General features: G+C 69.6%; 20 protein-coding genes. 14 read left to right on the top strand and 6 right to left on the bottom strand.

The window, feature by feature from the left end; all coding sequences use genetic code 11:
- Window positions 1-14: 14 nt before the first annotated feature.
- On the bottom strand, window positions 15-1,232 hold the full coding sequence (locus ACZ68L_RS24775; protein ID WP_469580296.1) for a trypsin-like serine peptidase: 1,218 nt from the start codon (window positions 1,230-1,232) through the stop codon (window positions 15-17).
- 328 nt (window positions 1,233-1,560) lie between these two features.
- Here ACZ68L_RS24775 and ACZ68L_RS24770 point away from each other — a divergent pair, with 328 nt between their 5' ends.
- Genes ACZ68L_RS24770 through ACZ68L_RS24750 form a run of 5 tightly spaced genes read left to right on the top strand, consistent with a single transcriptional unit; the run spans window position 1,561 to window position 9,757 of the window.
- On the top strand, window positions 1,561-2,940 hold the full coding sequence (locus tag ACZ68L_RS24770) for a diaminobutyrate--2-oxoglutarate transaminase family protein (protein WP_469580293.1): 1,380 nt from the start codon (window positions 1,561-1,563) through the stop codon (window positions 2,938-2,940).
- A 30-nt stretch (window positions 2,941-2,970) separates the two neighbouring features.
- A complete protein-coding gene (locus tag ACZ68L_RS24765) occupies window positions 2,971-4,860 on the top strand; it encodes an IucA/IucC family protein (protein ID WP_469580290.1) in 1,890 nt (629 codons plus the stop codon).
- A 44-nt stretch (window positions 4,861-4,904) separates the two neighbouring features.
- Window positions 4,905-5,735 (top strand): GNAT family N-acetyltransferase, encoded by an 831-nt coding sequence (locus ACZ68L_RS24760; protein ID WP_469580288.1) that lies wholly within the window; start codon window positions 4,905-4,907, stop codon window positions 5,733-5,735.
- 60 nt (window positions 5,736-5,795) lie between these two features.
- Complete coding sequence (locus tag ACZ68L_RS24755; protein ID WP_469580286.1) at window positions 5,796-7,736, top strand: IucA/IucC family protein; 1,941 nt, start codon at window positions 5,796-5,798, stop codon at window positions 7,734-7,736.
- 50 nt (window positions 7,737-7,786) lie between these two features.
- Window positions 7,787-9,757 (top strand): ATP-dependent DNA helicase, encoded by a 1,971-nt coding sequence (locus ACZ68L_RS24750; protein ID WP_469580283.1) that lies wholly within the window; start codon window positions 7,787-7,789, stop codon window positions 9,755-9,757.
- A gap of 246 nt (window positions 9,758-10,003) precedes the next feature.
- Here ACZ68L_RS24750 and lexA read toward each other — a convergent pair whose 3' ends face one another.
- A complete protein-coding gene (gene lexA, locus ACZ68L_RS24745) occupies window positions 10,004-10,798 on the bottom strand; it encodes a transcriptional repressor LexA (RefSeq protein ID WP_469580280.1) in 795 nt (264 codons plus the stop codon).
- A 557-nt stretch (window positions 10,799-11,355) separates the two neighbouring features.
- Here lexA and nrdR point away from each other — a divergent pair.
- Both nrdR and ACZ68L_RS24735 read left to right on the top strand, forming a co-directional pair.
- Window positions 11,356-11,868, top strand: coding sequence for a transcriptional regulator NrdR (nrdR, locus tag ACZ68L_RS24740; RefSeq protein WP_469580277.1), 513 nt, complete (start codon window positions 11,356-11,358; stop codon window positions 11,866-11,868).
- Between the two features lie 160 nt (window positions 11,869-12,028).
- A complete protein-coding gene (locus tag ACZ68L_RS24735; protein ID WP_469580273.1) occupies window positions 12,029-14,926 on the top strand; it encodes a vitamin B12-dependent ribonucleotide reductase in 2,898 nt (965 codons plus the stop codon).
- A 390-nt stretch (window positions 14,927-15,316) separates the two neighbouring features.
- Here the strand turns inward: ACZ68L_RS24735 and ACZ68L_RS24730 are convergent, their stop codons facing one another.
- Both ACZ68L_RS24730 and ACZ68L_RS24725 read right to left on the bottom strand, forming a co-directional pair.
- Window positions 15,317-15,853 (bottom strand): TerD family protein, encoded by a 537-nt coding sequence (locus ACZ68L_RS24730; protein ID WP_469580271.1) that lies wholly within the window; start codon window positions 15,851-15,853, stop codon window positions 15,317-15,319.
- 130 nt (window positions 15,854-15,983) lie between these two features.
- Complete coding sequence (locus tag ACZ68L_RS24725; protein WP_469580269.1) at window positions 15,984-16,940, bottom strand: DUF1152 domain-containing protein; 957 nt, start codon at window positions 16,938-16,940, stop codon at window positions 15,984-15,986.
- An 89-nt stretch (window positions 16,941-17,029) separates the two neighbouring features.
- On the opposite strand from ACZ68L_RS24725, the gene ACZ68L_RS24720 reads away from it, so the two are divergent.
- Window positions 17,030-17,635 (top strand): YdbC family protein, encoded by a 606-nt coding sequence (locus ACZ68L_RS24720; protein WP_469580264.1) that lies wholly within the window; start codon window positions 17,030-17,032, stop codon window positions 17,633-17,635.
- 186 nt (window positions 17,636-17,821) lie between these two features.
- Here ACZ68L_RS24720 and ACZ68L_RS24715 read toward each other — a convergent pair whose 3' ends face one another.
- A complete protein-coding gene (locus tag ACZ68L_RS24715; protein ID WP_469580259.1) occupies window positions 17,822-18,538 on the bottom strand; it encodes a TetR/AcrR family transcriptional regulator in 717 nt (238 codons plus the stop codon).
- Window positions 18,539-18,710: 172 nt separating this feature from the next.
- Between ACZ68L_RS24715 and ACZ68L_RS24710 the strand changes: the two genes are divergently transcribed.
- The 6 genes from ACZ68L_RS24710 to ACZ68L_RS24685 all read left to right on the top strand — a co-directional run bounded on the left by ACZ68L_RS24710 (window position 18,711) and on the right by ACZ68L_RS24685 (window position 24,796).
- Window positions 18,711-20,321, top strand: a complete 1,611-nt coding sequence (locus tag ACZ68L_RS24710) for an ABC-F family ATP-binding cassette domain-containing protein (RefSeq protein ID WP_469580257.1) — start codon at window positions 18,711-18,713, stop codon at window positions 20,319-20,321.
- 222 nt (window positions 20,322-20,543) lie between these two features.
- A complete protein-coding gene (locus ACZ68L_RS24705; RefSeq protein WP_469580255.1) occupies window positions 20,544-21,203 on the top strand; it encodes a histidine phosphatase family protein in 660 nt (219 codons plus the stop codon).
- 12 nt (window positions 21,204-21,215) lie between these two features.
- Window positions 21,216-22,118 (top strand): ADP-ribosylglycohydrolase family protein, encoded by a 903-nt coding sequence (locus ACZ68L_RS24700; RefSeq protein WP_469580252.1) that lies wholly within the window; start codon window positions 21,216-21,218, stop codon window positions 22,116-22,118.
- A 47-nt stretch (window positions 22,119-22,165) separates the two neighbouring features.
- A complete protein-coding gene (locus ACZ68L_RS24695) occupies window positions 22,166-23,239 on the top strand; it encodes a DUF4153 domain-containing protein (protein WP_469580251.1) in 1,074 nt (357 codons plus the stop codon).
- 168 nt (window positions 23,240-23,407) lie between these two features.
- Window positions 23,408-24,118, top strand: a complete 711-nt coding sequence (locus ACZ68L_RS24690; RefSeq protein WP_469580248.1) for a ribonuclease HII — start codon at window positions 23,408-23,410, stop codon at window positions 24,116-24,118.
- Between the two features lie 60 nt (window positions 24,119-24,178).
- On the top strand, window positions 24,179-24,796 hold the full coding sequence (locus ACZ68L_RS24685; RefSeq protein ID WP_469580245.1) for a hypothetical protein: 618 nt from the start codon (window positions 24,179-24,181) through the stop codon (window positions 24,794-24,796).
- Window positions 24,797-24,865: 69 nt separating this feature from the next.
- Here ACZ68L_RS24685 and ACZ68L_RS24680 read toward each other — a convergent pair whose 3' ends face one another.
- Entirely contained in the window at window positions 24,866-25,504 is a 639-nt protein-coding gene (locus ACZ68L_RS24680; RefSeq protein ID WP_469580242.1) for a hypothetical protein, read from the bottom strand.
- Window positions 25,505-25,664 lie beyond the last annotated feature (160 nt).

The raw sequence follows: 25,664 nt of genomic DNA, 5'->3' as shown, positions 1-25,664 counted from the left end.
CTGACGGACGGTCGTCACTGCCCCGCGTACTTCTTGCTGACCGACTCGTAGACGCCCTTGGCCTCCTTGCCGAAGCGCGGCCCCGCCAGCCAGCCGGCCGTCACCGGTCCGATGGAGGTGTTCGAGACCAGCGCGGGCTTGCCGTCCTGGCCCGCCGCGACCCAGCCGCCACCGGAGGCGCCGCCCGTCATGCTGCAGCCGATGCGGTACATGGTCGGGTCCTGCGCGGTCAGCGAGAGCCGGCCCGGCTTGTCCTCGCACTGGAACGCCTTCTGGCCGTCGTACGGCGGAGCGGCCGGGAAGCCGGTGGCCGTCATGCTGCCGATCTTCGGCACGGCCGGTGCGTCGAACTCGACGGGCAGCGCGGAGCCGACCGTCTCCTCCAGCGACTTGCCCGTGGAGCCCTTCTCCGGCGTGACATGCAGCACCGCGAAGTCGTACGGGGCGCCCTGGCCGCCGACCGAGGCGCCCTGGGAGATCCACTGGTCGGACGTCTGCGCCCACTGACCCCACCACACGCCGTACGGGGCGATCTCCTGCTTGGTGGCCGTCTTCAGCTCGGCCAACGACAGACCCTTGTCGTTGTACGACGGAACGAAGGCGATGTTGCGGTACCAGCCGCCCTTCTTGCCCGCGTGCACGCAGTGCCCCGCCGTCCACACCAGGTTGGACTTGCCGGGGTGGGCCGGGTCCTTCACCACCGTCGCGGAGCAGACCATGGAGCCCTCGGGGCCGTCGAAGAGCAGCTTCCCGGACTCCGCGGCGTTGGCGTGGTACGGCGTCGGGACACCGGCGGCCCGGACCGGCGCGGGGGTCGGATCCGTCACGCCCACATCACCCGAGATGTCATTGTCGACCGGCTTCTCCGGTGACTTGTCGGCGTCCCGCATCCGGTCCGGGTCCCAGAGCCCCTGGATGATCGGGTTGACGAAGTCCTTCGCCTCACGCAGCCACTTGTCCCTGTCCCAGTTCTTCCACTCGCCGTTCTTCCACTGGTCGAGATCGATCCCGTGTTCCTTGAGCCGGTCCTTCAGATCATCCGGAATGGTGATCTTGCCGTCCGAGGCCTGGCCTGCGGGACTGCTCGGCTTGTCACTCGCGTTGTCCTCGTCCGGGCCGCAGGCGGTGGCCGTGAGCGCGAGGACCGCGGTGACCGCGGCCGCGGCGAGCACCGAGGAGCGGCGACGTATGCCCCCCTGACGTGCGGCGAGAGCCGGTCGAATGAGTCGCATGTGGTGATCCCCCTGGGACTTCGTAACTCAACACTTCTGTACTGCACTTCGGTACTGCTCCGAGCCGCTTGCTCCGAACATCCTGCGGATTGCGCAAAGTTGCCCGAGCCCTCCGTGCGGCCCCCACTATGCCGGTGCCGATGGGGACGGCACGCGGCAGGGCCACGGTTCCGCCTCCGCAAGGATCTTCGGATTCGACCGTGATCCCCGGCGTCCGGCGTCGTTGGTACGTACGAGGGACTCGCGGACAGCGTTCATCCCCGCAGTCCGTCAGTGCGCCGACGTACCGACGTGCAACGCAACTGTTACAGCGGGAGGACCGACAGCCGTGGCCGTGACCGAACCAGCTCCGGTGGCAGCACCGGCGGTGCACGAGGGGATCCTGCGCCGCCAGTCACTGCGTGAATCCGCTGCCCGTACCTATGCGCGTTCGCTGCCGATCGTGCCGGTACGGGCTCGCGGGATGACCATCGAAGGCGCGGACGGGCGGCGATACCTCGACTGTCTCTCCGGAGCCGGCACCCTGGCGCTCGGGCACAACCACCCGGTGGTCCTGGAGGCGATCAAGAAGGTGATCGACTCGGGCGCACCGCTCCATGTGCTCGACCTCGCCACCCCGGTCAAGGACGCCTTCACGACGGAGCTGTTCGCCACCCTGCCGAAGCGGTTCGCCGACGACGCCCGGATCCAGTTCTGCGGACCGGCCGGCACGGACGCCGTCGAGGCGGCGTTCAAGCTGGTCCGTGCCGCGACCGGCCGCAGCGGGCTTCTCGCCTTCACCGGCGCCTACCACGGAATGACGGCCGGAGCCCTGGCCGCCTCGGGGGGTGCCGAGGACGTACGCGTGACACGTCTTCCCTTCCCCCGGGACTACCGCTGCCCCTTCGGCGTCGGCGGCGGCCGCGGCGCGGAGATCGCCGCCCGCTGGACCGAGAACCTCCTGGACGACCCGAAGGGCGGCACGCCCCCACCGGCCGGCATGATCCTCGAACCGGTGCAGGGGGAGGGCGGCGTGAACCCCGCCCCCGACGGCTGGATGCGCCGGATGCGTCAGATCACCGAGACCCGTTCCGTCCCCCTGATCGCCGACGAGGTCCAGACGGGCGTGGGCCGCACCGGTGCCTTCTGGGCGGTGGAACACAGCGGGATCGTGCCCGATGTGATGGTGCTCTCCAAGGCCATCGGCGGTTCCCTCCCGCTCGCGGTGATCGTCTACCGTTCCGAACTCGACACCTGGCAGCCGGGCGCCCACGCCGGTACCTTCCGGGGCAACCAACTCGCGATGGCGGCGGGCACGGCCACCCTCTCCTTCGTACGGGAGAACCACCTCGCCGAGCGTGCCGCGACGCTCGGCGCCCGGATGCTCGCGCGCCTCCAGGCGCTGGCCACGGACCACCCGTCCATCGGAGACGTCCGTGGACGGGGCCTGATGATCGGGGTGGAGCTCGTCGACCCCGAGGCCCCCGCGCGGGGCGACGGCCCCGAGCCGCCCCCCGCCCCGGCCCTCGCCGCCGCCGTCCAGCAGGAATGCCTGCGCCGCGGGCTCATCGTCGAACTCGGCGGACGCCACTCCACCGTCGTACGCCTCCTCCCGCCCCTCACTCTCACCGACGAACAGGCAACAGCGGTCGTGGACCGCCTCGCCGACGCCCTGGCAGCCGCCGAGCGCCTGCCGCACCGCCGGACCACGACCGGGGCGATTCGCTGACCCCGGACACCCCTCACAAGGAAGACCGCCGTGAACCCCACCCCCGCGCCCCAGGCCGACGGCCCTCCCCCCACCCCTCAGCGAGGACCGGCCGGGCTCACCGGCAACCTCGTCGTCGAGCACACCACCGTGCCGCGCCAGAAGGCGGCACCGCACGACGAGCAGTACCTCCCGATGCACATGGAGAGCGCCGAGGCCCCCACCGACCTCCTCGACCATCCGGACCCGCTGCGCGCCGCCGACACGGCCGGTGTCGAGAACCTGCTCCGTTGCTGGGTCCGGGAGAGCGACCTGCCGCGACCGGCCGGGGAGACCCTCCGTATCCCCCTTCCCGCGAGCGGAACCGCGCTGCTCGTCCCCGTCGTCTACTGGTCCGTCACGGGCTGGCACCGCTTCGGCATGCCCGTCCTGGAGGGGACTCCCGAAGGCTCGCCACCCGTCGACGCCGTGACGGTCGCCGCACTGCTGGGCCGCGAGGCCGACCGCGACGGGGGCACCGACATGGTGGCCCGGGTCGCCGACTCCGTAAGGCGAACCGCCGGCTTCATCGCTGAGCGGCGTCGCACCCCCGAGGCCCCGGCCGAAGCGGACCTCTTCCTCACGGCCGAGCAGTCACTCCTCCTCGGACATCCGCTCCACCCCACGCCCAAGAGCCGCGAAGGCCTTTCCGACGCGGAATGCCGCCGTTACTCACCCGAGTCGCACGGCTCCTTCCCGCTCCACTGGATGGCTGCCCACCGGTCCGTGCTGGCCACTGACTCCGCCTGGACCGACGGCGGCCGTCCGGTACCGGCAGCGGAACTGGTCACCTCCCACACCGGGGGGCTGCGAATCCCCGACAACACCGCACCGATTCCGCTCCATCCCTGGCAGGCCCGCGAACTCGCACACCGGCCCGAAGTCGCCGCCCTGCTCGACGCCGGACTCCTCCACGACCTGGGACCGCACGGGAAGCCCTGGCACCCCACCTCCTCCGTCCGTACCGTGCACCGGCCGGACGCCGAGCTGATGCTCAAGCTCTCCCTCGGTGTTCGCATCACCAACTCCCGCCGGGAGAACCTCCGCAAGGAACTCCACCGCGGGGTCGAGGTGCACCGGCTGCTCCGCAGCGGCCTCGCCGCGCGGTGGCACGCGGTCCACCCGGGCTTCGACATCGTCCGCGACCCCGCCTGGCTCGCCGTCGACGGCGCGGACGGCGAGCCCGTCGCGGGTCTCGACGTGATGCTGCGTCACAACCCCTTCGGGCCGTTCGACGACGCGGTCTGCATCGCCTCGCTCACCGCCCCGCGCCCCTGGCCGGGCCGGACGGGTACGCACTCACGCCTCACCGAGATCGTCCTCGCCCTGGCCGCCGCCACCGGACGAGCTGTGGGGGCGGTCGCCACCGAGTGGTTCCTGCGCTATCTCGACCGCGTCGTACGTCCGGTTCTCTGGTTCGACGGTCACGCGGGCGTCGCCCTCGAAGCCCACCAGCAGAACACGCTGGTGCTGCTCGACCCCCACGGCTGGCCCGTCGGTGGCCGATACCGTGACAACCAGGGCTACTACTTCCGTGAGTCCCACCGCGCCGCGCTGGAGCACCGGCTCCCCGGCATCGGACGGGTCAGCGACACCTTCGTCTCCGACGCGGTCACCGACGAACGCTTCGCCTATTACCTCGGCATCAACAACGTGTTCGGCCTGATCGGGGCCTTCGGCGCCCAGCGCCTCGCCGACGAACAGGTGCTCATCGCCGCGTTCCGCCGCTTCCTCGACTCGGCCACCGCGCTGGGCTCCCCACTGCCCGCGCATCTGCTGGAAAACTCCCACCTGCGGTGCAAGGCCAACCTGTTGACCCGGCTGCACGGCCTCGATGAACTCGTCGGGCCCGTCGACACCCAGTCCGTCTACGTCACCATGGCCAACCCCTTGTACGCCTGAAGGAACATGACAACCGTCTGATCCGCCGAGAGGAGAGCGACACCGTGGCTCCCGCCGATGCGCACACCGACGCCGCTGCCGGCCCTGCCCCACCGACCGACACGGGCGCCGAGGACACCCTGGACCTGCCGCTCTCCGAAGAACTCCTCGCTCTGTTCGAGGAAGAGACACCGGCCACGCCCGGGAAGGCCGCATCGGCCACCGCGGCGCTGCCCCTGCCGCCGAACACGTCCGCGTCGTCCCAAACGGGCGACGCGGGCCCGGCCGCGGGCAGACGGGCGGCCACGAGCAGTCCGGCCTCCGCCGACCTGCTCGACCGCCCGGCCGACTGGGGACCGGTGACCACCCCGGCCGGAGTGTTCCAGCTCGTCCCCGTACGACTGGAACGCGACCTCGCCGTGATCAGCCGCTGGATGAACGATCCCGCGGTCGCCGCGTTCTGGGAGCTCGCCGGATCCGAGGCGGTCACCGCCGACCACCTGCGTCCTCAACTCGACGGCGACGGACGCAGCGTCCCGTGTCTCGGCGTGCTGGCCGGGATTCCCATGAGCTACTGGGAGATCTACCGGGCGGATCTCGATCCGCTGGCGCGCCACTACCCCGCTCGCCCGCACGACACGGGAATCCACCTGCTCATCGGCGGTGTGAACAACCGTGGACGCGGCGTCGGCACCACCCTGCTCCGGGCCGTCTCCGACCTCGTGCTCGACAACCGCCCCCTGTGCGCGCGTGTCGTCGCGGAACCCGACCTGCGCAACACCCCCTCCGTCTCCGCCTTCCTGAGCGCCGGCTTCCGCTTCTCTGCGGAAGTCGAGCTCCCCGACAAGCGAGCTGCCCTGATGGTCCGCGACCGAACCCACCGTGCCCAGCTGTGAACGATCTGCCGCCTTGCGTATACCGCTCCCACCCCATCGGTTCCGTCCCGAGGAGGCCCTGTGCCGAAATATCCCGCGAGCGATGATTCAGCGGAGTCAGCCGCGCTGCTCAGCACACCGGAACTGAACCGGACGGTCTGGGACGGAGCCGCCGCCCGGCTGCTCGCGAAGATGCTCGGTCAGTTCGCCTACGAGGAAGTCGTCGAACCGGTCGCACAGGCCGACGACAGCGATACGTACACCCTCGGACTCGACGACGGCGGAACTCTGAGCTTCAGCGCCCGACGGGGCGTGTACGGCGGCTGGCTCATCGCCCCCGATTCGATTCGCGAGAAGCGCGGGAGCGCCGGGGCCGCTCCCGCGGAATCGACGCGCGACAGTATCCGGAGCGCGCCTGCGGAATCGACGCGCGACAATGACCGGGACACCTCTGCCGAGCAGCTCCGGGACCGGAACAGCGACACCGTCCCCCTTCACGACCCGCTGCGCTTCCTCGCCCGCGCCCGTCACCTCCTCGGGATCGACGGCGCCACCCTCGGCCACCTCATCCGCGAGATCACCACCACCCTCGCCGCCGACGCCCGGCTCGACCACACCGCGCTCCCCGCCGCCCGGCTGGCCGACCTCGACTACGCCGAGCTGGAAGGGCATCAGACCGGCCACCCCTGGCTCGTCGCCAACAAGGGGCGCCTCGGCTTCTCCGCCACCGACGCCGCCCGCTACGCCCCCGAGGCCCGCAGGCCGGTCAGGCTGCCGTGGATCGCCGTCTCCACCCGGATCGCCGCCTACCGCGGAGTGACCGGCCTGGCCACCCCTCAGCAGCTGTACGCGCAGGAACTCGACCCGTCGGTCCGCGATTCCTTCTCCGCCGTGCTCCACACCCGCGGCCTCGACCCCGGCAGCTATCTCTGTCTCCCCGTGCACCCCTGGCAGTGGGACGAATGGATCGTTCCGGTCTTCGCCCCGGCCATTGCCGCGGGCGACATCGTTCCGCTCCACGCCGACGCGGACGACCGGCTGCCGCAGCAGTCCATCCGCACCTTCACCAACGTGTCCCGTCCCGACCGGCACACGGTCAAACTGCCCCTGTCGATCCTCAACACCCTGGTCTGGCGGGGCCTGCCGACCGAACGCACCCTCGCGGCCCCCGCTGTCACCGGGTGGGTCCAGGGCCTGCGTGACCAGGACGCCTTTCTGCGCGACACCTGTGGGGTCATCCTGCTCGGCGAGGTGGCCTCCGTGACAGTCGAGCATCCGCTCTACGACCACCTCCCCGAGACCCCGTACCAGTTCAAGGAGATCCTCGGCGCGATCTGGCGAGAACCCCTCCAGCCCCGGCTCGCGCCGGGCGAACGGGCCCGGACCCTCGCCTCGCTGCTCCACACCGATCCGCAGGGACGCGCCTTCACGGCTGAACTCGTCGCCCGCTCGGGACTGACCCCCACCGCCTGGCTGACCCGGCTCTTCGCCGCGTTGCTCCCGCCGCTGCTGCACTTCCTCTACCGCTACGGCACCGTGTTCTCCCCGCACGGCGAGAACGCCATCGTCGTCTTCGACGACCAGGACGTACCGGTGCGCCTGGCGATCAAGGACTTCGTGGACGATGTGAACATCAGCGCCCAGCCGCTGCCGGAGCACGCGTCCATGCCGCAGGACGTACGCAGCATCCTGCTCACCGAGCCCCCCTCGTTCCTCACCCAGTTCATCCACGCCGGACTGTTCATCGGTGTCTTCCGATTCCTGTCCCCGCTCTGCGAGGAGCAGCTGGGAGTCCCGGAAGCCGATTTCTGGTCACTCGTGCGGGCCGAGATCCTGCGGCACCACGCCCGCTTTCCCGAGCTCAAGGAGCGTTTCGAGATGTTCGACATGCTGACGCCCCGCATCGAACGCCTCTGCCTGAACCGCAACCGCCTGCATGTGGACGGTTACCGGGATCGCCCGAGGCGGCCGCACGCCGCCATCCACGGAACCGTTCCGAACCCGCTCCACCCCTCTGTCTGAGTCCGGGAGTGATCGCCGTTGTCAGTGGTGCACCGTAGGGTGGTCGGGCTATGACGAAGCCATCCCTCCCCGAGCTCCTCCACGCCGCCGTGACCGCCGTCGGCGGTACGGAACGGCCCGGCCAGGCCGCCATGGCCGAGGCCGTCGCCGAGGCTGTCGACGACCAATCCCATCTGCTCGTCCAGGCCGGCACCGGCACGGGCAAGTCCCTCGGCTATCTGGTGCCCGCGCTGGCGCACGGGGAACGCGTTGTGGTGGCCACGGCGACGCTGGCGCTGCAGCGCCAGCTCGTGGAGCGCGACCTTCCGCGTACGGTCGACGCCCTGCACCCGCTGCTGCGCAGAAGCCCCCAGTTCGCCATGCTCAAGGGCCGGTCGAACTATCTCTGCCTGCACCGGCTCCACGAAGGAGTGCCGCAGGACGAGGAGGAGGGACTCTTCGACCAGTTCGAGGCCGCGGCCCCGTCGAGCAAACTCGGCCAGGATCTGCTGCGGCTGCGGGACTGGTCGGACGAGACGGAGAGCGGGGACCGTGACGACCTCACCCCCGGCGTCTCCGACCGTGCCTGGGCCCAGGTCTCGGTCTCCTCGCGCGAATGTCTGGGCGCCTCCAAGTGCGCGTACGGCGCGGAGTGCTTCGCAGAGCTGGCCCGTGAGCGTGCCAAGCTCGCCGATGTCGTGGTCACCAATCACGCCCTCCTCGCCATCGACGCCATCGAGGGCGCCCCGGTGCTCCCGCAGCATGAGATGCTGATCGTCGACGAGGCCCATGAGCTGGTCTCCCGGGTCACCGGGGTGGCCACCGGAGAGCTCACCCCCAGCCAGGTCAACCGCGCTGTCCGCCGAGCGGCGAAGCTGGTCAACGAGAAGGCGGCCGACGCCCTGCAGACCGCGTCGGAGGGCTTCGAGCGGGTGATGGAGCTGGCGCTCCCCGGTCGGCTGGAGGAGGTCCCCGAGGATCTCGGATACGCACTGCTGGCGCTCCGGGACGCCGCGCGCACGGTGATCTCGGCCATGGGCGCCACCCGGGACAAGTCCGTTCAGGACGAGGACGCCGTCCGCAAGCAGGCACTCGCATCGGTGGAGACGATCCACGGCGTCGCCGAGCGGATCACCCAGGGCTCGGAGTACGACGTCGTCTGGTACGAGCGGCACGACCGTTTCGGCGCCTCCGTCCGGGTCGCCCCGCTCTCCGTCTCCGGACTTCTCCGCGAGAAGCTCTTCGCCGAACGGTCCGTCGTCCTCACATCGGCCACGCTCAAGCTCGGCGGGGATTTCAACGGGGTGGGGGCGTCGCTCGGACTTGCTCCGGAGGGCACTGCGGGCGATGACCTTCCGCAGTGGAAGGGGCTCGACGTCGGGTCACCGTTCGACTATCCGAAGCAGGGAATCCTGTACGTCGCCCGGCATCTGGCGACGCCCGGCAGGGAGGGATCCCGCACCGACATGCTGGACGAGCTCGCCGAGCTGATGGACGCGGCGGGCGGGCGCACTCTCGGGCTGTTCTCGTCCATGCGGGCGGCTCAGGCCGCCGCCGAGGAACTGCGGGGCCGACTCGACAAGCCGATCCTGCTCCAGGGCGAGGAGACCCTCGGAGAGCTGATCAAGAACTTCGCGGCCGACCCCGAGACCTGCCTCTTCGGCACGCTGTCCCTCTGGCAGGGTGTCGATGTGCCCGGGGCCAGCTGTCAGCTGGTGGTCATGGACCGGATCCCGTTCCCGCGCCCCGACGATCCGCTGATGAGCGCGCGCCAGAAGTCGGTCGAGCAGGCAGGGGGCAATGGGTTCATGGCCGTCGCGGCAACGCATGCCGCGCTGCTGATGGCCCAGGGTGCCGGCCGACTGGTACGGGCCACAGGGGACAAGGGCGTGGTCGCGGTGCTCGATCCGCGACTGGCCAACGCCCGTTACGGCAGCTATCTGCGCGCCTCGCTGCCCGATTTCTGGTACACCACCGACCGCAACCAGGCGCGTCGCTCGCTCGCGGCGATCGATTCGGCCGCCAAGGCCAACGGCCAGTAGGCCCTGTCCTGCCGGTCTTCGCGGGCCCGGAACGCCTGGCACGGCACCTCGCCGCGTTGTCGGAGTCGCCCAAGTACGTCCAGTACGAGGACGATCCTCCGCCTTGCGATGCACCGCACCAGACGCCCCGGGCTGATCCACGAAGATCGACAGGACAGGACCTAGTCCGCCCGGTTGTGAGAGGGCACAGGCAGGCCCCGGGATCGGCGCAGTGGATCCCGGGGCCCGGTCGGAGCCGGTGAGTCGTCACACTCGCCGCAGCACCGCCACCACCTTGCCGAGAATCGTCGCCTCGTCGCCCGGGATCGGCTGGTAGGCGGAGTTGTGCGGGAGCAGCCACACATGGCCGTCCTCACGCTTGAAGCGCTTCACCGTGGCCTCGCCGTCCAGCATGGCCGCCACGATGTCGCCGTTCTCCGCGACGGGCTGGCGGCGCACGGTCACCCAGTCGCCGTCACAGATCGCCGCCTCGATCATCGAGTCACCGACGACCTTGAGCACGAACAGCTCTCCGTCACCGACCAGCTGGCGGGGGAGCGGGAAGACATCCTCGACCGACTCCTCGGCGAGGATCGGGCCACCGGCCGCGATCCGGCCCACCAGCGGTACATACGACGCCGCGGGCTTCCCGGTCGTGTCGGTGGGCTGCGAGCTGGGCTGGTCCGAGCCACGGACCTCGTACGCCCGCGGGCGATGGGGGTCGCGACGCAGGAAGCCCTTGCGCTCCAGGGCCATCAGCTGATGGGCGACGGAGGACGTGCTGGACAGGCCCACCGCCTGACCGATCTCCCGCATCGAGGGCGGATACCCACGCCGCTGCACGGAATCCCGGATCACCTCGATCACGCGCCGCTGCCGGTCCGTGAGCCCCGAGCTGTCCGCCCGGATACCTGGAGGTCGGCCGGGCAACGAGCGCGCTGGGCGCATGGGCTCGGGCCCCTCCGTGGTCGTGACTGGGTCATTCATGGCATGCACCGGCTCGAGTCGGCTCTGGGAGCGGTCCTGGGCAGTGATGGTGGCACTGTCTGCGGTGGTGGTCACGTCGGCCCCTCTCGAATGGTCTCCCTAGCTGGACAACGGTAGTGGCTTTCGAAAGGTTGCGCCAAACACACGTTCGAGTGAAAAACGAATAAAAGTCTGTCGTGTGTTCACTGTCGGGTGTATGTGCGGCGCGGGGTGGTCGGGCTTCCGCTCGGGGCGGTCCGTCGGGCCGAGTGGAAATCCGGATCACTGTCCGGTGGCAATTCGGATCATTACGGTAGCGTTCACCGGCGCGGTGTCGCCGGGCGGGGTGGCCCCCCCGGGGCGTTGTCGGAGTCGGACAGCGGGAGCCCCGCAATCCTGGCGGCCGCGCGGTTCCCGTAACCTCGTGCTCGGCCGTACGCTGCCTGCCGGTCGCCCGCGATGCGCGACGCGCGCTAGGGCCGAATGCGCGGCCAAACCCAAGATCTAGTGGTTGGATTGTTCCAATCACCCAGAAGTTGTGGTCCCCGGTCCGCCGGGGGTGTGGCCATCGCCTATGCTTGTCACTGCTTCGAGGGGCCCCGGTGGGCCCTGAAGAGGCTATTCAGTCGTGCTGTGAAGGAGGGTTGGGAGCCATGCACTGCCCCTTCTGCAGGCACCCCGACAGCCGGGTCGTCGACAGTCGCACCACCGATGACGGCACGTCGATCCGCCGTCGCCGCCAGTGCCCCGACTGCGCCCGCCGTTTCACCACGGTGGAGACCTGTTCGTTGATGGTGGTCAAGCGCAGCGGTGTGACCGAACCCTTCAGTCGTACCAAGGTCATCTCCGGCGTGCGCAAGGCGTGCCAGGGGAGGCCGGTCACCGAGGACGCACTCGCCAAGCTCGGCCAGCGGGTCGAGGAGGCGGTGCGTGCCACCGGCAGCGCCGAGCTGACCACCCATGACGTGGGTCTGGCGATCCTCGGCCCCCTGCGGGAACTCGACCTTGTCGCGTACCTGCGTTTCGCGTCCGTGTACCGGGCGTTCGACACACTCGAAGACTTCGAGGCCGCCATCGTGGAACTCCGCGAACGGCGACCTCCCGTGGAGGAGCGCGGGACCGGAGAGACCCTTGAGGTCCCCGTTCCCGCCGTCGCCGCCGACTGAGCGACACCGGCCGATCGGTACAGGTGTGCGGATCGGCGACAGAGCGGCTGTATGGACCCGCTCCGGGCGATGTGCGTGGCGCCCGAAGCATCAGAGACAGACCGTGCCCCGGGAAGTTCTGGGCACTTCAGGGCGTTTTTGCCCACATATGGGAGGCGGCATGACAGAGACGGCGAGCGGCCCGGCACGAGGTTCCCGAGCCAAGGGATCCAAGTCGAGCAAGGGTCTGCGTATCGAGCGCATCCACACCACCCCCGGCGTGCATCCGTACGACGAGGTGGCATGGGAGCGCCGTGACGTCGTCATGACCAACTGGCGCGACGGTTCGATCAACTTCGAGCAGCGTGGCGTCGAGTTCCCCGACTTCTGGTCGGTGAACGCGGTCAACATCGTCACCAGCAAGTACTTCCGCGGGGCCGTCGGCACCCCGCAGCGCGAGACCGGTCTGCGACAGCTGATCGACCGGATCGTGACGACGTACCGCAAGGCCGGCGAGGAGCACGGCTACTTCACCTCTCCCGCGGACGCCGAGATCTTCGAGCACGAGCTGGCGTACGCCCTCCTGCACCAGATCTTCAGCTTCAACTCGCCGGTCTGGTTCAACGTCGGCACGCCCCAGCCGCAGCAGGTCTCCGCCTGCTTCATCCTGGCCGTCGACGACTCCATGGAGTCGATCCTCGACTGGTACAAGGAAGAGGGCATGATCTTCAAGGGCGGCTCCGGCGCCGGCCTGAACCTCTCCCGTATCCGCTCCTCCAAGGAGTTGCTGTCCTCCGGCGGCAACGCGTCCGGTCCGGTCTCCTTCATGCGCGGTGCCGACGCCTCCGCCGGAACGATCAAGTCCGGTGGCGCCACCCGGCGTGCGGCCAAGATGGTCATCCTCGACGTCGACCACCCCGACATCGAGAACTTCATCGAGACCAAGGTGAAAGAGGAGGAGAAGATCCGCGCCCTGCGCGACGCGGGCTTCGACATGGACCTGGGCGGCGACGACATCACGTCCGTCCAGTACCAGAACGCCAACAACTCGGTCCGCGTGAACGACGAGTTCATGAAGGCCGTCGAGTCCGGTGGCAAGTTCGGGCTGCGCGCGCGCATGACCGGTGACGTCATCGAAGAGGTCGAGGCCAAGTCCCTCTTCCGCAAGATGGCCGAGGCGGCCTGGGCCTGCGCCGACCCGGGCATCCAGTACGACGACACGATCAACCAGTGGCACACCTGCCCGGAGTCCGGCCGGATCAACGGCTCGAACCCCTGCAGCGAGTACATGCACCTGGACAACACCTCGTGCAACCTGGCCTCGCTGAACCTGATGAAGTTCCTCAAGGACGACGGCAAGGGCAACCAGTCCTTCGAGTCCGAGCGCTTCGCCCAGGTCGTCGAGCTGGTCATCACCGCGATGGACATCTCCATCTGCTTCGCCGACTTCCCCACGCAGAAGATCGGTGAGAACACCCGCGCCTTCCGTCAGCTGGGCATCGGTTACGCCAACCTCGGCGCGCTGCTGATGGCGACCGGCCACGCGTACGACAGCGACGGCGGCCGCGCCCTCGCCGGTGCCATCACCTCGCTGATGACCGGCACCTCGTACAAGCGCTCCGCCGAGCTCGCCGCGGTCGTCGGCCCGTACGACGGCTACGCCCGCAACGCTGAGCCGCACCAGCGCGTCATGAAGCAGCACGCCGACGCCAACGCCGCGGCCGTCCACATGGACGACCTGGACAACCCGATCTGGGCCGCCGCCACGGAGGCCTGGCAGGACGTGATCCGTCTCGGCGCGAAGAACGGTTTCCGCAACGCGCAGGCCTCGGTCATCGCGCCCACCGGCACCATCGGTCTCGCCATGTCCTGCGACACCACCGGCCTTGAGCCCGACCTCGCCCTGGTCAAGTTCAAGAAGCTGGTCGGCGGCGGTTCGATGCAGATCGTCAACGGCACCGTTCCGCAGGCCCTGCGCCGCCTGGGCTATCAGGAGGAGCAGATCGAGGCGGTCGTCGCCCACATCGCCGAGCACGGCAACGTGATCGACGCCCCCGGTCTGAAGGCCGAGCACTACGAGGTCTTCGACTGCGCGATGGGCGAGCGTTCCATCTCCGCGATGGGCCACGTGCGCATGATGGCCGCGATCCAGCCGTGGATCTCCGGCGCGCTCTCCAAGACGGTGAACCTGCCGGAGACGGCCACCGTCGAGGACGTCGAGGAGGTCTACTTCGAGGCGTGGAAGATGGGCGTCAAGGCGCTCGCTATCTACCGCGACAACTGCAAGGTCGGCCAGCCCCTCTCCGCGAAGACCAAGGACAAGTCCGCAACGGACGCGGTCGCGGCCAAGGCCGAGCAGACCATCCGTACCGCGGTCGAGAAGGTCGTCGAGTACCGCCCGGTCCGCAAGCGCCTCCCCAAGGGCCGTCCCGGCATCACCACCTCCTTCACGGTGGGCGGCGCCGAGGGCTACATGACCGCCAATTCCTACCCGGACGACGGGCTCGGTGAGGTCTTCCTGAAGATGTCCAAGCAGGGCTCCACCCTCGCGGGCATGATGGACGCCTTCTCCATCGCCGTCTCGGTCGGTCTGCAGTACGGCGTCCCGCTGGAGACGTACGTCTCGAAGTTCACCAACATGCGCTTCGAGCCGGCCGGCATGACGGACGACCCGGACGTGCGGATGGCGCAGTCGATCGTCGACTACATCTTCCGCCGTCTCGCGCTGGACTTCCTGCCCTTCGAGACCCGCTCGGCACTCGGCATCCACTCCGCCGAGGAGCGTCAGCGTCACCTCGACACCGGTTCGTACGAGCCCTCCCTGGAGGACGACGAACTGGACATCGAGGCTCTGGCCCAGTCCGCCCCGGTGCGGACGGAGCCGCTGAAGGCGGTCGCGGCCGTCCCGGAGGCCGAGAAGCCGGCCCCGAGGACGGCGCACACCTCGGCGGAGCTCGTCGAGATGCAGTTGGGCATCAGCGCGGACGCGCCGCTCTGCTTCTCCTGCGGTACGAAGATGCAGCGCGCCGGGTCCTGCTACATCTGCGAGGGCTGCGGCTCGACCAGCGGTTGCAGCTGAGAACAAGCCCCATGGCGTCTGACGCAACGTTGAGCGCCTCTCGCCGAGGGTGCTGAGCCGCACTTCACAGAGGGTGCCGACCACTGGTCGGCACCCTCTGATGTGTCTTTGACGCGGGTGTATGTGTCTTGACGCGGGCGTACGAGCTGCGGCGTATCCGATGCGTCGAGATTGCGTTGAACGCATGATGACGAGAGTCGCTGTTCCCGCGCCTTTGTCATCTTCGCCTTCGTGACGCCCGGCAGCTGCGTCCGATGCAACAGAACATCTGCGGAAGGGACGTGTCTGGGCGGGCGCCGTGATGGCGCGCTCAGCGGCCTGATCAAAAGAGTCGGGTCTTCCATCCGCCGATGAGCGAGGCCGGGCGTGCTGCCCGGCCCCCGTGACCCGTCACGCTCCGGGCGTACGGCCGCCCATCATCTCGGCGAAGGTGCCGGGGTCCCCGTCGAAGCCCCGGACCGTGGCGTGGAACTCCCAGACGCCGGAGGCGCCGCGGACGAATTCGGCGACGGTCGCCGCGGTGGCGGCGCCGACCGAGGCGAAGTCGTCCTCGGTCAGATTCGTGTAGCCCTCCCGGACCTGTACGCCCGTGTTCGCTATTTCGGCGAACGTCTTGCGCCCGTCACGCTGTTGAATGGCGACGCCGACGACGACCCGGGTGTACGTGGTCGACAACCGGTGCAGTTCCAGCGTCATCACCTCGTCGAAACCGAAGCCCTGGCCGGTCCTGCTGTCGCGGTCGAGATTGATGGTGCCGTCCGGCGAACGGCTGTCGAAGTGCACGAGATACGCGGGACTGCCGTACGGCGCGTCGGCGTAGTAGGCAGCCGCGATGATGTCGAGGTCGTGGGCCGGGGCGCCCGGAGGGCTGGGATCCCATTTGAGCCTCACTTCGACCTTTTCGAGGTCCTTGTTGGGCGTGCTCATCGGACTTCCCTCCCTGGTTCGCCGCTGGGCCGTCGAGCCGTTCATACCACCTGATCATGTCCGTAACGGGCCGTGGATCCAACCGACTCGGTCAGCGGCGATGGAATCGGGCCACTGTCGCTCCGCCCGTTCAGTGCGGAATGCGGCGCGGCGGTCGCTGCCGGACCTCGTCCCGGAACTCCTCGATGGCGCTGCTGACCTGACGGATGAGATGGGTGTCCTCGATGCGGTCGAGATACAGGCAGTGGCGGGCCACTCCGTCCAGTTCGAAGGCGAAGCAGAGGGTCATCAGAGGATTGATGAACAGTTCACTGCCACGGGTGCGCGAGGTGAACCGGACGTCCCCGAAGGCTCCCTGGACGGCTGCGGCGATCGATCCGTTGACGATGCTGGGGTGGTCGGGGGTGTGGTGCTGCGCGTGCGCCACCGCGTCGACGAACAGTGCGCCTTCACGGGTCGTACGGGATACGGAGAATGCTCCGAGGCAGGAACCGTCTCGTTCGAGTGCGGCGATGTTCTCCAGTACGAGGCCGTGACTCACCCCGTGGTAGGCGTCTATGCCGAAGCCGATGGACACGACCAGGCGTTCCGGTACGTCGATTGCGGCGAGCGCCGCGACGCTGGTCAGGTCCTCCTCCGGCGTGCCGAGGCCGGATTCGTCCCCGCGCATCAGGATGTCCGTGCCGCCGTCGACCAGGACGACCGCATCGATGTCGTGCTTCTCGATCAGTGCCCGGTAGGCGGCTCGCAGCGGCTGCACTCCCACGCGCGCGAGGGCGTGCACCGTGCTCGGGTAGCCGTGCAGGTCGAGCCACTGGGCGAGGGTCCGTTCCGGGAAGTACACCTGGTGGAGGGCCGTTTCGGGGGTGACGGCCGCGACGTCCGGCGCGAGCCAGGCGTCGAGTGGCAGCCCTTCGAGAGCGCTGAACGAGAGATTGGCGAGTTGGACCTGCTTGCCCTGGTGGAGGAGGGAGAGCGCGATGGGGAGTCCCGCGTAGATGTCGAAGCCACCGCCGGCCCCGGCGACGAGGACGCGTTCCGCCGAATCGAGGCGGGCGAACAGGGGGTTGGTGTGCAGCGAGGTCATGGAGATCATTCTGTGCGCCGCGCCCTTCGGTTCGGGTGTACTCCATCAGAGCGTGACCCGTGCCATGTTCGGCACCGTACGATGGCGCGGTGCTGGTCAAGTGGATTCGTTGCACCGTGGTGGACCGTCGGGCATTTGAACGGGGACAGCGAAAGTGGGCGGGGCTACTGGGTGAGCCGGGGTTCAGGGGACAGGGCGGCGGCTGGAGTCGAGGGCGTCCGGAAGTGGCGCATGTCTTCGCCTTCTGGGAGAACCGTGTCTTCTACGACTCGTTCATGGCGCGCGCGCACGACCAGTTGGCCGCCGCGCAGTCCGGTACGTACAGCAGCATCCAGGTCAAGCTGTTCGAGTACCGCTTCGATGTGAAGACCGGCTTCGAACCACGCTTCACCGATGCGGATGTCGTCAGGGTGGCACACAGCAAGGTGCACGAGGACCGGGTCGAGCATTTCGCCTTGATGCAGGAGAGGGTGTGGAATCCGGCGATGGCCGGCTCGCCCGGCATGCTGCGGGGGGTGTTCGGGGAGGCGCCGGGGCACGAGTTTCTCGTGTTGTCCATGTGGCAGTCGAGCGCCGAGCGGGGCAAGTACCGGGCGGGGAGCATCGAGCGGCTGACGCAACGGGCGCAGACCGAGGACGATGTGGCCGCGGTGGCGGGAGACGTTGTGCAGCTTGAGCCGTCCTGGACGGTGTGACCGGATGGGTTGGTCCGGACCAGCGCAGTCCGGACCTGACCGGATGGGTGGGGACGGGACAGGGCTGATGTGAATCGGCCCGACGGGGGAGGACGGCCGGGTTGGGCCGCCGCGGTTCCGCGTGGCCTGAAGGGGCTCGGCGTGGCCGGCGCGGGATGGGACGCCGGGGGCGGTCCGGCCGCCGGGTCAGGTGGATTCGGGGGTGAGGGGCACAGACGTGAAGACTCCCGCTCTGGCAGCCGCCAGCGCCGCGTCCGCAGCCTGGTCGGGAAGCCTCTCGTCGATGGGTTCGCGAGTGATGAACAGGCTGAGGAACAGGGGTGAGGTCACCGCCCGGACCAGTGCTCCCGCGTCCGTGTGCCGGTCCAGCTCGCCGCGCGCGACGGCGCGCGCGACGAGGTCCTCGCAACGGGCGAACCGATCGGCGTAGAAGGCGGTCAGCGCCTCGGCGGCGCGCTGCGACTGGAAGGCCGCGGCGATGAACGCGGTCGGCGCGGCTGCCGCGGCAGGGTCGGTGAAGGCGTCGGCCGTCGTGTGCGCCAGGGCGCGCAGATCTCCTTCCAGACTTCCGGTGTCGGGTGGTGTCCAGTCGTCCTCTCCGGCCAGGTCCAGGGCGTCCGCGACCAGTCCTTCGAGGTTGCCCCAGCGGCGGTACAGGGTGGTCTTGTGAACGCCGGAATGCTCTGCGACGTACTCGACGGAGAGCCCTGGGTAGCCGTGTTCGGCCAGACCGGTGAGGACGGCGTCCCTGACCGCGGCCCGGGTGCGAGCGGTGCGGCCACCGGGTCGACGGGTGCCGGGGGCGAGCGGGGTCGCCGGGACGGGTGCCCCGGGCGAGGCTCCCTCTCCGGTGCCCCGCCCGGCTTCCGGCTCGGCTTCCGGTGCCGCTTCCTGTTCAGTCAATTGCTACTCCTGTTGCGTTAGGTCGTTCCAGTCTGCCATACTCGCCTTAATGCAACATTGATTGCGTTTGATTGAGGTCGCCGGACGGGTCCGGGCGAGGCTGCGCCCAGTGGTTCCCCGCAGCTCGCCGCTGTTTCCGCTCCCTGCCGGCCGTTCGAGTACGGAGGTGCCCTTGCCCACGCAGATCTCATTGCACGACGTGACCGTGTCCCGCGGTGAGCGGCTGTTGCTCGACGATGTCTCGCTGACCGTGCGTCCCGGTGAACGGATCGGCGTCGTCGGGGAGAACGGCGCGGGGAAGACGACCTTGCTCCACCTGCTCGCCGGTCTGGAACGGCCCGACTCCGGCAGCGCGTTCACAGCCGCCGACCGCGGCGCGGGGCTGCTGGCCCAGACTCCACGGCTGCCACCGGGCAGCACGGTCCAGGACGCGATCGATGACGCCCTCTCTGAATTGCGCACCATGGAGCGGGAGCTGCGGGAGTCCGAGGCCCGGCTCGGTGCGGCCGACCGCGCTGGGCTCGCCGCCTACGGGGACCTGCTCGCCGCGTTCGAGCTGTGTGGGGGATACGAAGCGGACTCACGCGTCGAAAAAGCGATGCACGGCCTGGGCCTGGCGCACATGGGGCCGACCAGGAAGCTCGGCAGCCTCTCCGGTGGTGAGCAGGCACGGCTCGGCATCGCCTGCCTGATCGCGGCGTCCCCCGAGGTGATGCTGCTCGACGAACCCACGAACCACTTGGACGGAGCCGCCCTCGACTGGCTGGAGGATGCCCTGCTGGCCCATTCCGGCACGGTGATCGCCGTGTCCCATGACCGGGTCTTCCTGGAACGCGTGGCGACCGCGGTGCTGGAGGTCGACTCCGACCGCCGCACGGTCGTGCGCTACGGCGGTGGATACGCGGGATTCCGGGCCGAGCAGAGAGCTGCGCGGCAGCGCTGGGAGCAGTCCTACGCGCAGTGGTGCGACGAGACGGCGCGATTGGAGGAGTACACGGCGACCACCGCCCACGGAGTCGCGGCAGGTCGTGGCATCAAGGACAACAACAAGATGGCGTACGACCGGGCGGGGGGCCGGGTCCAGGCATCCGTGTCCGGGCGGATCCGCAACGCGCGCAAGCGCCTGGAGCGACTGCGGGAGGAGCCCGTCCCCAGGCCGCCGGACCCGCTGCGCTTCACCGCCCGGCCCACGGCCGGCTCGACCGAAGGGGAACTGGTCTCCCTGACGGGCGTACGGGTGGGTGATCGGCTCGCTGTCGACCGGCTCTCCGTGTCGGCGGGCGAGAAGCTGCTGATTCACGGCGGCAACGGGGCGGGGAAGTCCACTGTGCTCCGCGTCATGGCGGGCGTACTCGAACCCGACGCGGGCCGCGTGGTCCGCGGGGGCGGGATCGGCTACCTCGCTCAGGAGATTCCGGCGCACCGCCCGACGGAGCGGGTGCTCGCGGCGTTCGGCCGTGGACTGCCGCTGACCGACGAAGAGCAGGCGGAACTGCTCCTCTCGTACGGATTGTTCCGGTCCCGGGATCTCCGGGTGCCGGTCGGATCGCTCTCCGCGGGTCAGCGCAGAAGACTCGCCCTCGCCCGTCTGCTGGCCCGGCCGGCGGACCTGCTGCTGCTCGACGAGCCCGCGAATCACCTGGCACTCGGACTCGTGCAGGAATTGGAGGAAGCGCTGGCCCTCTGGCAGGGCGCGCTGGTGGTGGTCTCCCACGACCGGCTGCTGCGCCACCGCTTCACCGGCGGCATCCGTCGGATGGAGTCCGGACAACTGCTCGAATGAGCCATGGCCGATCTAAGGGCTGTCCCGCAATCCGTGGTGGATCAGTGCGCGGCGTCAGGTGCATCGCAAGGCGGAGGGACGTCCGCATACTGGAGGTATGCGGATGTTCCGACAACGCGGCGAGGATGGGGCCTCCCCTGTTCGAGCGCAGCCGAGAGCTTGGGGAAGTAGCTGTCGTCGCGCGCCCGTCAGGGATTACGGGACAGCCCTTAGGGTCTGTACATGGCACGACCGCAACGCATTGTCCTCGTCCGGCACGGTGAGTCCGAAGGCAACACCGATGACACGGTGTACGAGCGCGAGCCGGACCACGCGCTGAGGCTCACCTCTGCCGGGCTGCGGCAGGCCAGGGAAACGGGGGTGCGGCTGCGCGAGATGTTCGACGGCGAGCGGGTCAGCGTGTACGTCTCTCCCTATCGCCGCACGCACGAGACGTTCAGATCCTTCGGCCTCGATCTTGAACGGGTGCGGGTGCGGGAGGAGCCGAGGCTGCGGGAGCAGGACTGGGGTAACTGGCAGGACCGGGACGACGTGAGGCTGCAGAAGGCGTATCGGGACGCTTACGGGCACTTCTTCTACCGCTTCGCACAGGGGGAGTCCGGGGCCGATGTGTACGACAGGGTCGGTGCCTTCCTGGAGAGTCTGCACCGGAGTTTCGAGGCCCCCGACCACCCGCCGAACGTGCTGCTGGTCACGCACGGACTGACCATGCGGTTGTTCTGCATGCGCTGGTTCCACTGGTCGGTGGCCGAGTTCGAGTCGCTTTCCAATCCGGGCAACGGGGAGACGAGAACGCTGATCCTCGGAGAGGACGGGCGCTACACCCTTGACCGGCCGTTCGAGCGCTGGCGCGTACCCGAGCCGTACGGCATCACCGGATAGAGTGGAAGGGCGATGACAACCGCTGACTCTGCAACCGACCCACGTCTCGAACGCGCCTTGGCCAGCTTGCGTGGACTGGCTGTGGGAGACGCACTGGGTTCCCAGTTCTTTGTCCCGGCCAACTATCCGCTGCTGAAGCGGCGCGAACTTCCCCCCGGCCCCTGGCAGTGGACGGACGACACCGAGATGGCCTCATCGGTGCTGGTCGTCCTGGCGGAGCACGAGCGGATCGACCAGGACGCGCTCGCGCGTTCCTTCGCCGCGCACCATGACTCCGACCGGGGATACGGCCCTGCCGTGAACCGACTGCTCAGGCTGGTGCGGGAAGGCGGTGACTGGCGGGAGCTGGCGTCCGCGCTGTTCAAGGGGCAGGGTTCCTGGGGCAACGGCTCGGCCATGCGCATCGCGCCGCTCGGCGCCTGGTACGCGGACGACCCGGAGCAGGCCACGCATCAGGCCGAGATCTCTTCGTACCCCACGCACCAACACCGCGAGGCGGTCGTGGGCGCGATGGCCGTCGCGGCAGCGGCCTCACTGGCGGCATCGACCACGGGACCGCCCACCCCGACGGAGCTACTCGACGGTGTGATCGCGCTCGTGCCGCGCAGCGCGGTCGGCGCCGGGCTGCGCCGGGCACGCGACATGCTCGACTACGGCGATGCGGGAACGGTCGCCGCGGTCCTCGGCAACGGCAGGCGCACCAGTGCACATGACACCGTCCCGTTCGCCCTCTGGTCGGCGGCGCGAAGCCTCGGCGATTTCGAGCAGGCCTTCTGGGTGACGGCCCAGGCGGGCGGCGATGTCGACACCACCTGTGCCATCGTCGGCGGGATCCTGGCGGCGGGCAGGGCCGGCGCTCCACCTGCCCACTGGTCGGCGCGGACGGAGGAACTGCCGGACTGGCTGCTGCGGTAGGGAGAGGGCGGCGAGAGCGGCCCCCGTCGTGGTGCGTCAGCCGGACCGTGGACTGTCACACCAGCATCCGGAGCGCGACGATCTGCTCCGTCCTCGCCACCGCGGTACTGAGCGCCCTGCTGCTGGGCGACGGCCTCGGTTCGAACCTGTTGATCGTCGCGGTGCCCGCCGCGCTCGCGGCTTTCTTCGCCGCACGGGCGGCCGGTCGCCGCCTCCGTCCATGGACAGTTGTCTGGGCGGTCGGCGGCCTGGCTCTTCTCGTGGTCCCGGTCCTTCGGGATGCCGGATGGCCCACCTTCCTCGCTGTCGTCTCGGCTGTCGCCCTGGGCCCGCTCGCTCTGCACGGCAGTCGTGGCTGGCTCGCCGGGGTGCTCCTCGGCTCGCTGGGCTTGTTCAGTTCCGTCATCGACGGCGCGGCCTGGGGAGCGCGAGGCGTGTGCGAACGGATGGTGGACTCCCGAGGCCGGTTGGGCGCCGTCCTGCGCACCACTGCGGTCGCTGTCGTCCTGCTCATCGTGTTCGGGGCGCTCTTCGCGAGTGCCGGCGTGTTCGGTGCGCGACTGCTGCCACGCGCGGTCGCCGCGAGCGCGGCCGTCGCCGTGCTCGCGTTCGGCCTGATCTCGCCCGACGGGGTGATCGCCGAGCAGGACGTTCAGCGGTACCGCGATGACCACTCCATCGACATCGACCACCTACGGGGCCTCTCGGCCGACGCCGTGCCCGCCCTGGACACACTGCCGGAGCCGCTGCGCTCATGCGCCCTCATGGAGATCGAAGGGTCCCTGCGAGCCTCCGACACCCCTTGGTACGCCACCAGTTGGTCCGAGGCGCGAGCCCGCGACATTCTGGGAGAACGGGGTTCGGGCGATCTCGCGCGGGCATGCCACGCTTCGCGCACGGGCGGTGGCGGGGACGGCGACCGCGGCGGTGACGAAGGCGATCCGTACGACCCCTACGGCCGTACTGACGCGAGCCGAACGGGAGGGGTGCGGCCGACGCCCATGCGCGGCGGCCCGCGCCTGCCGCGTTCCGCGGTTCACCAATCCGGCCCGAGCACTGCTGAGCCTGTCCGGTCGGTGGTTCCGGCCGCCTTTTCGGGGCGTCGGCAGACCCGTTCGTGATCACCAGCCCGTACGCGCGGCTCTTCGGACGCGTGGACCGCAGCAAGCGGAATGCCGCGGTCGAGGATCCTGTCGCCATCCGTTCCGCGGCTCGGTGCGCGTCCCGGCCGGTCGTCGGGCGCCCCGGGGTGTTGTCGGCGTTCCCATCGGCGTACGCTGACAGGCGCCATGCCGTACGAACCACCCACGCACACCGTCGAGCGCTCACTGCGCGCTACCACTGGTGCCAAGACCGTCGCCGGTGTCGACGAGGTCGGACGCGGAGCGTGGGCGGGACCGGTCACCGTGTGTGCGGCCGTCACCGGCCTTCGCAGACCTCCTGCCGGGCTCACCGACTCCAAGCTGATCAGCCCCAAGCGCCGCGCGGAGCTGGCCCCGTTGCTGGAGCGCTGGGTCACCGCGTTCGCTCTGGGGGACGCCTCTGCGCAGGAGATCGACGACCTGGGCATGACGGCTGCTCTGCGTCTGGCCGCCGTGCGCGCGCTCGAAGCCCTGCCGGTGCGGCCCGACGCGGTGATACTCGATGGCAAACACGACTACCTGGGACAGCCCTGGCAGGTCCGCACGGTGATCAAGGGCGACCAGTCCTGTATCGCGGTCGCGGCGGCTTCGGTGATCGCGAAGGTGCGACGGGACACGATGATGGCCGAACTGGGCGCGGATTCCGGTGAGTACGCCGCCTTCGCCTTCGGCGCCAACGCCGGATACCCGTCGCCTGTGCACAGGGCCGCGCTGGAGGAGTGGGGGCCCACGCCCCATCACCGTCTCTCGTGGTCCTACCTGGACGCGCTGCCCAGGTGGCAGCACCTCAAGAAGGTCCGTTTCTCCGCCGAGGCGGCCGCACTGGAAAGCGGGGGCCAGCTCGGCTTCGACTTCTGATCGCGCACATGCACCCACCCGCTGATGCCTCGTGTGTCGGCGTTTGATAGACAACCACCCATGCCTCTCATCCCCGAGGAGCCTCAGATTCACGAGAGCGCCCAGGGTCCCCGCGTCACTCCGGCCGCAGGCCGCACCGCGCCGACCCCCCGTCCCGTACCCGGTCCGCGTTCAGCGGCCACGCCGCGCCCCGGTCGCCCGGGTCCCGGTCCCGCGAGGCCCGCGCCCCCGGCGCAGCGCCCGCACCCCACCTCCGGTCAGTCGAAGACGGCCCGGCCGGAGGATCGTTCCGCTCCGCAGATCCAGCTCATTCCCGCCTCGGCCGCCGGTGCTCTTGACGCCGCCGACGAAGCGGTGGATCTGCTGCTCGACTCCGGGCGCGCACCGGGCGACATCCTGGTGCTGACCACCGGTGAGCAGCACCCGTGGGCCGTGCACGAACTCTCCTTCGGTGACGCCGCCTACTGGGCGCAGCACGAAGCGGGCGACGATGTCTTCTTCGCCGGTGCCGCAGCCTCGGGCCGGCTGAAGCCTCGTCCCGTGGTGGTCGTCGCTGTCAACGGCGGCGGTGACACTGTTGCCGACGTGCTGTCCGGCGCCCGCGAACGCGCCGGAACCCTGCTGATCGTCTGCGGGGATCCGCAGACGATCAACGCGGTGCTCGGCGCCGGCGTCTGAGCCGCAGGACACACCGGAGTGCGGTGACCCGGCTGCCCGACGACGGGCGGCCGGGCCCGCGACCGCCGGTCAGCGTGCCGCGGTTCGCCGTTGCGCCTGAGCGGCACCGCCGCCCGTGCGCAGCGGCAACGGATCACGGCCGAGTGCCGTGTCGGCGAGAGCGGACGGCTGCGAGGTGGAGTTGGGCCGACGCCCGCCCCGGCCCTCGCCCAGCACCTGCCAGCCGCCGCGGGTGAGCGTGATGTACGCGCCGCACCGCAGGCCGTGCAATGTGCAGGCGTCCCGCAGGCCCCACATCCACGCGCCGTCCTCCTCCGTCCAACGCTCGTCGCCCTCACGGCAGTAGAGCAGTACCGCGGTCCGGGCAGGAGTGCGGCGGCGGAGGTCGTGCGGGATGACCCGGCGCAGATTCGCCAACAGCGAGTTGCGGAACTCCCAGCCGTCCGCGGCCATGGGGCGGCGTGCGAACGAGGCACTGGCCGCGAGGCGTTCCTCGTGGTCGAGTACGGCGACGACAGCGGTTGTCGGCATGGGCCGGTGGCGGGCGTGCAGGCCGCTGACAACCTCGCGCGGGCTGCGCAACAGGGGTATGCCCGCCTCTGCCCACTCGGCCGGTTCCAGCATCCGGGCCAGGCGGTTGGCGGATTCGGTGGACGCCGAAGACGCCGGCATCGAAGTGTCTGCGGACGGAGCGAATCCGAAGGTCACGGTCCTCCCTTCGCATACGCGCCCACGGTGCGGGCAAGGTCGAGTGGGGGCGCACTGCGGCACAGCCCTTCCGGCCCGCGAAAGGACCGTGCGGGGAGCGAGTCCAATTCTTCCTGGCGTATCGGCGGGCGGCAACGAGCAATTGGCACAGCTGACGGGT

Source organism: Streptomyces sp. NPDC104309, from assembly GCF_055584025.1.
Note: the sequence above shows the minus strand (reverse complement) of the source record. Positions and strands in the feature narration are given on the sequence as shown.

Coding starts and splice junctions, on each gene's coding strand:
- ACZ68L_RS24775 (WP_469580296.1), bottom strand. CDS start 1,232: ATGCGACTCATTCGACCGGCTCTCGCCGCACGTCAGGGGGGCATACGT.
- ACZ68L_RS24750 (WP_469580283.1), top strand. CDS start 7,787: ATGACGAAGCCATCCCTCCCCGAGCTCCTCCACGCCGCCGTGACCGCC.
- nrdR (WP_469580277.1), top strand. CDS start 11,356: ATGCACTGCCCCTTCTGCAGGCACCCCGACAGCCGGGTCGTCGACAGT.
- ACZ68L_RS24735 (WP_469580273.1), top strand. CDS start 12,029: ATGACAGAGACGGCGAGCGGCCCGGCACGAGGTTCCCGAGCCAAGGGA.
- ACZ68L_RS24730 (WP_469580271.1), bottom strand. CDS start 15,853: ATGAGCACGCCCAACAAGGACCTCGAAAAGGTCGAAGTGAGGCTCAAA.
- ACZ68L_RS24725 (WP_469580269.1), bottom strand. CDS start 16,940: ATGACCTCGCTGCACACCAACCCCCTGTTCGCCCGCCTCGATTCGGCG.
- ACZ68L_RS24705 (WP_469580255.1), top strand. CDS start 20,544: ATGGCACGACCGCAACGCATTGTCCTCGTCCGGCACGGTGAGTCCGAA.
- ACZ68L_RS24700 (WP_469580252.1), top strand. CDS start 21,216: ATGACAACCGCTGACTCTGCAACCGACCCACGTCTCGAACGCGCCTTG.
- ACZ68L_RS24690 (WP_469580248.1), top strand. CDS start 23,408: ATGCCGTACGAACCACCCACGCACACCGTCGAGCGCTCACTGCGCGCT.
- ACZ68L_RS24685 (WP_469580245.1), top strand. CDS start 24,179: ATGCCTCTCATCCCCGAGGAGCCTCAGATTCACGAGAGCGCCCAGGGT.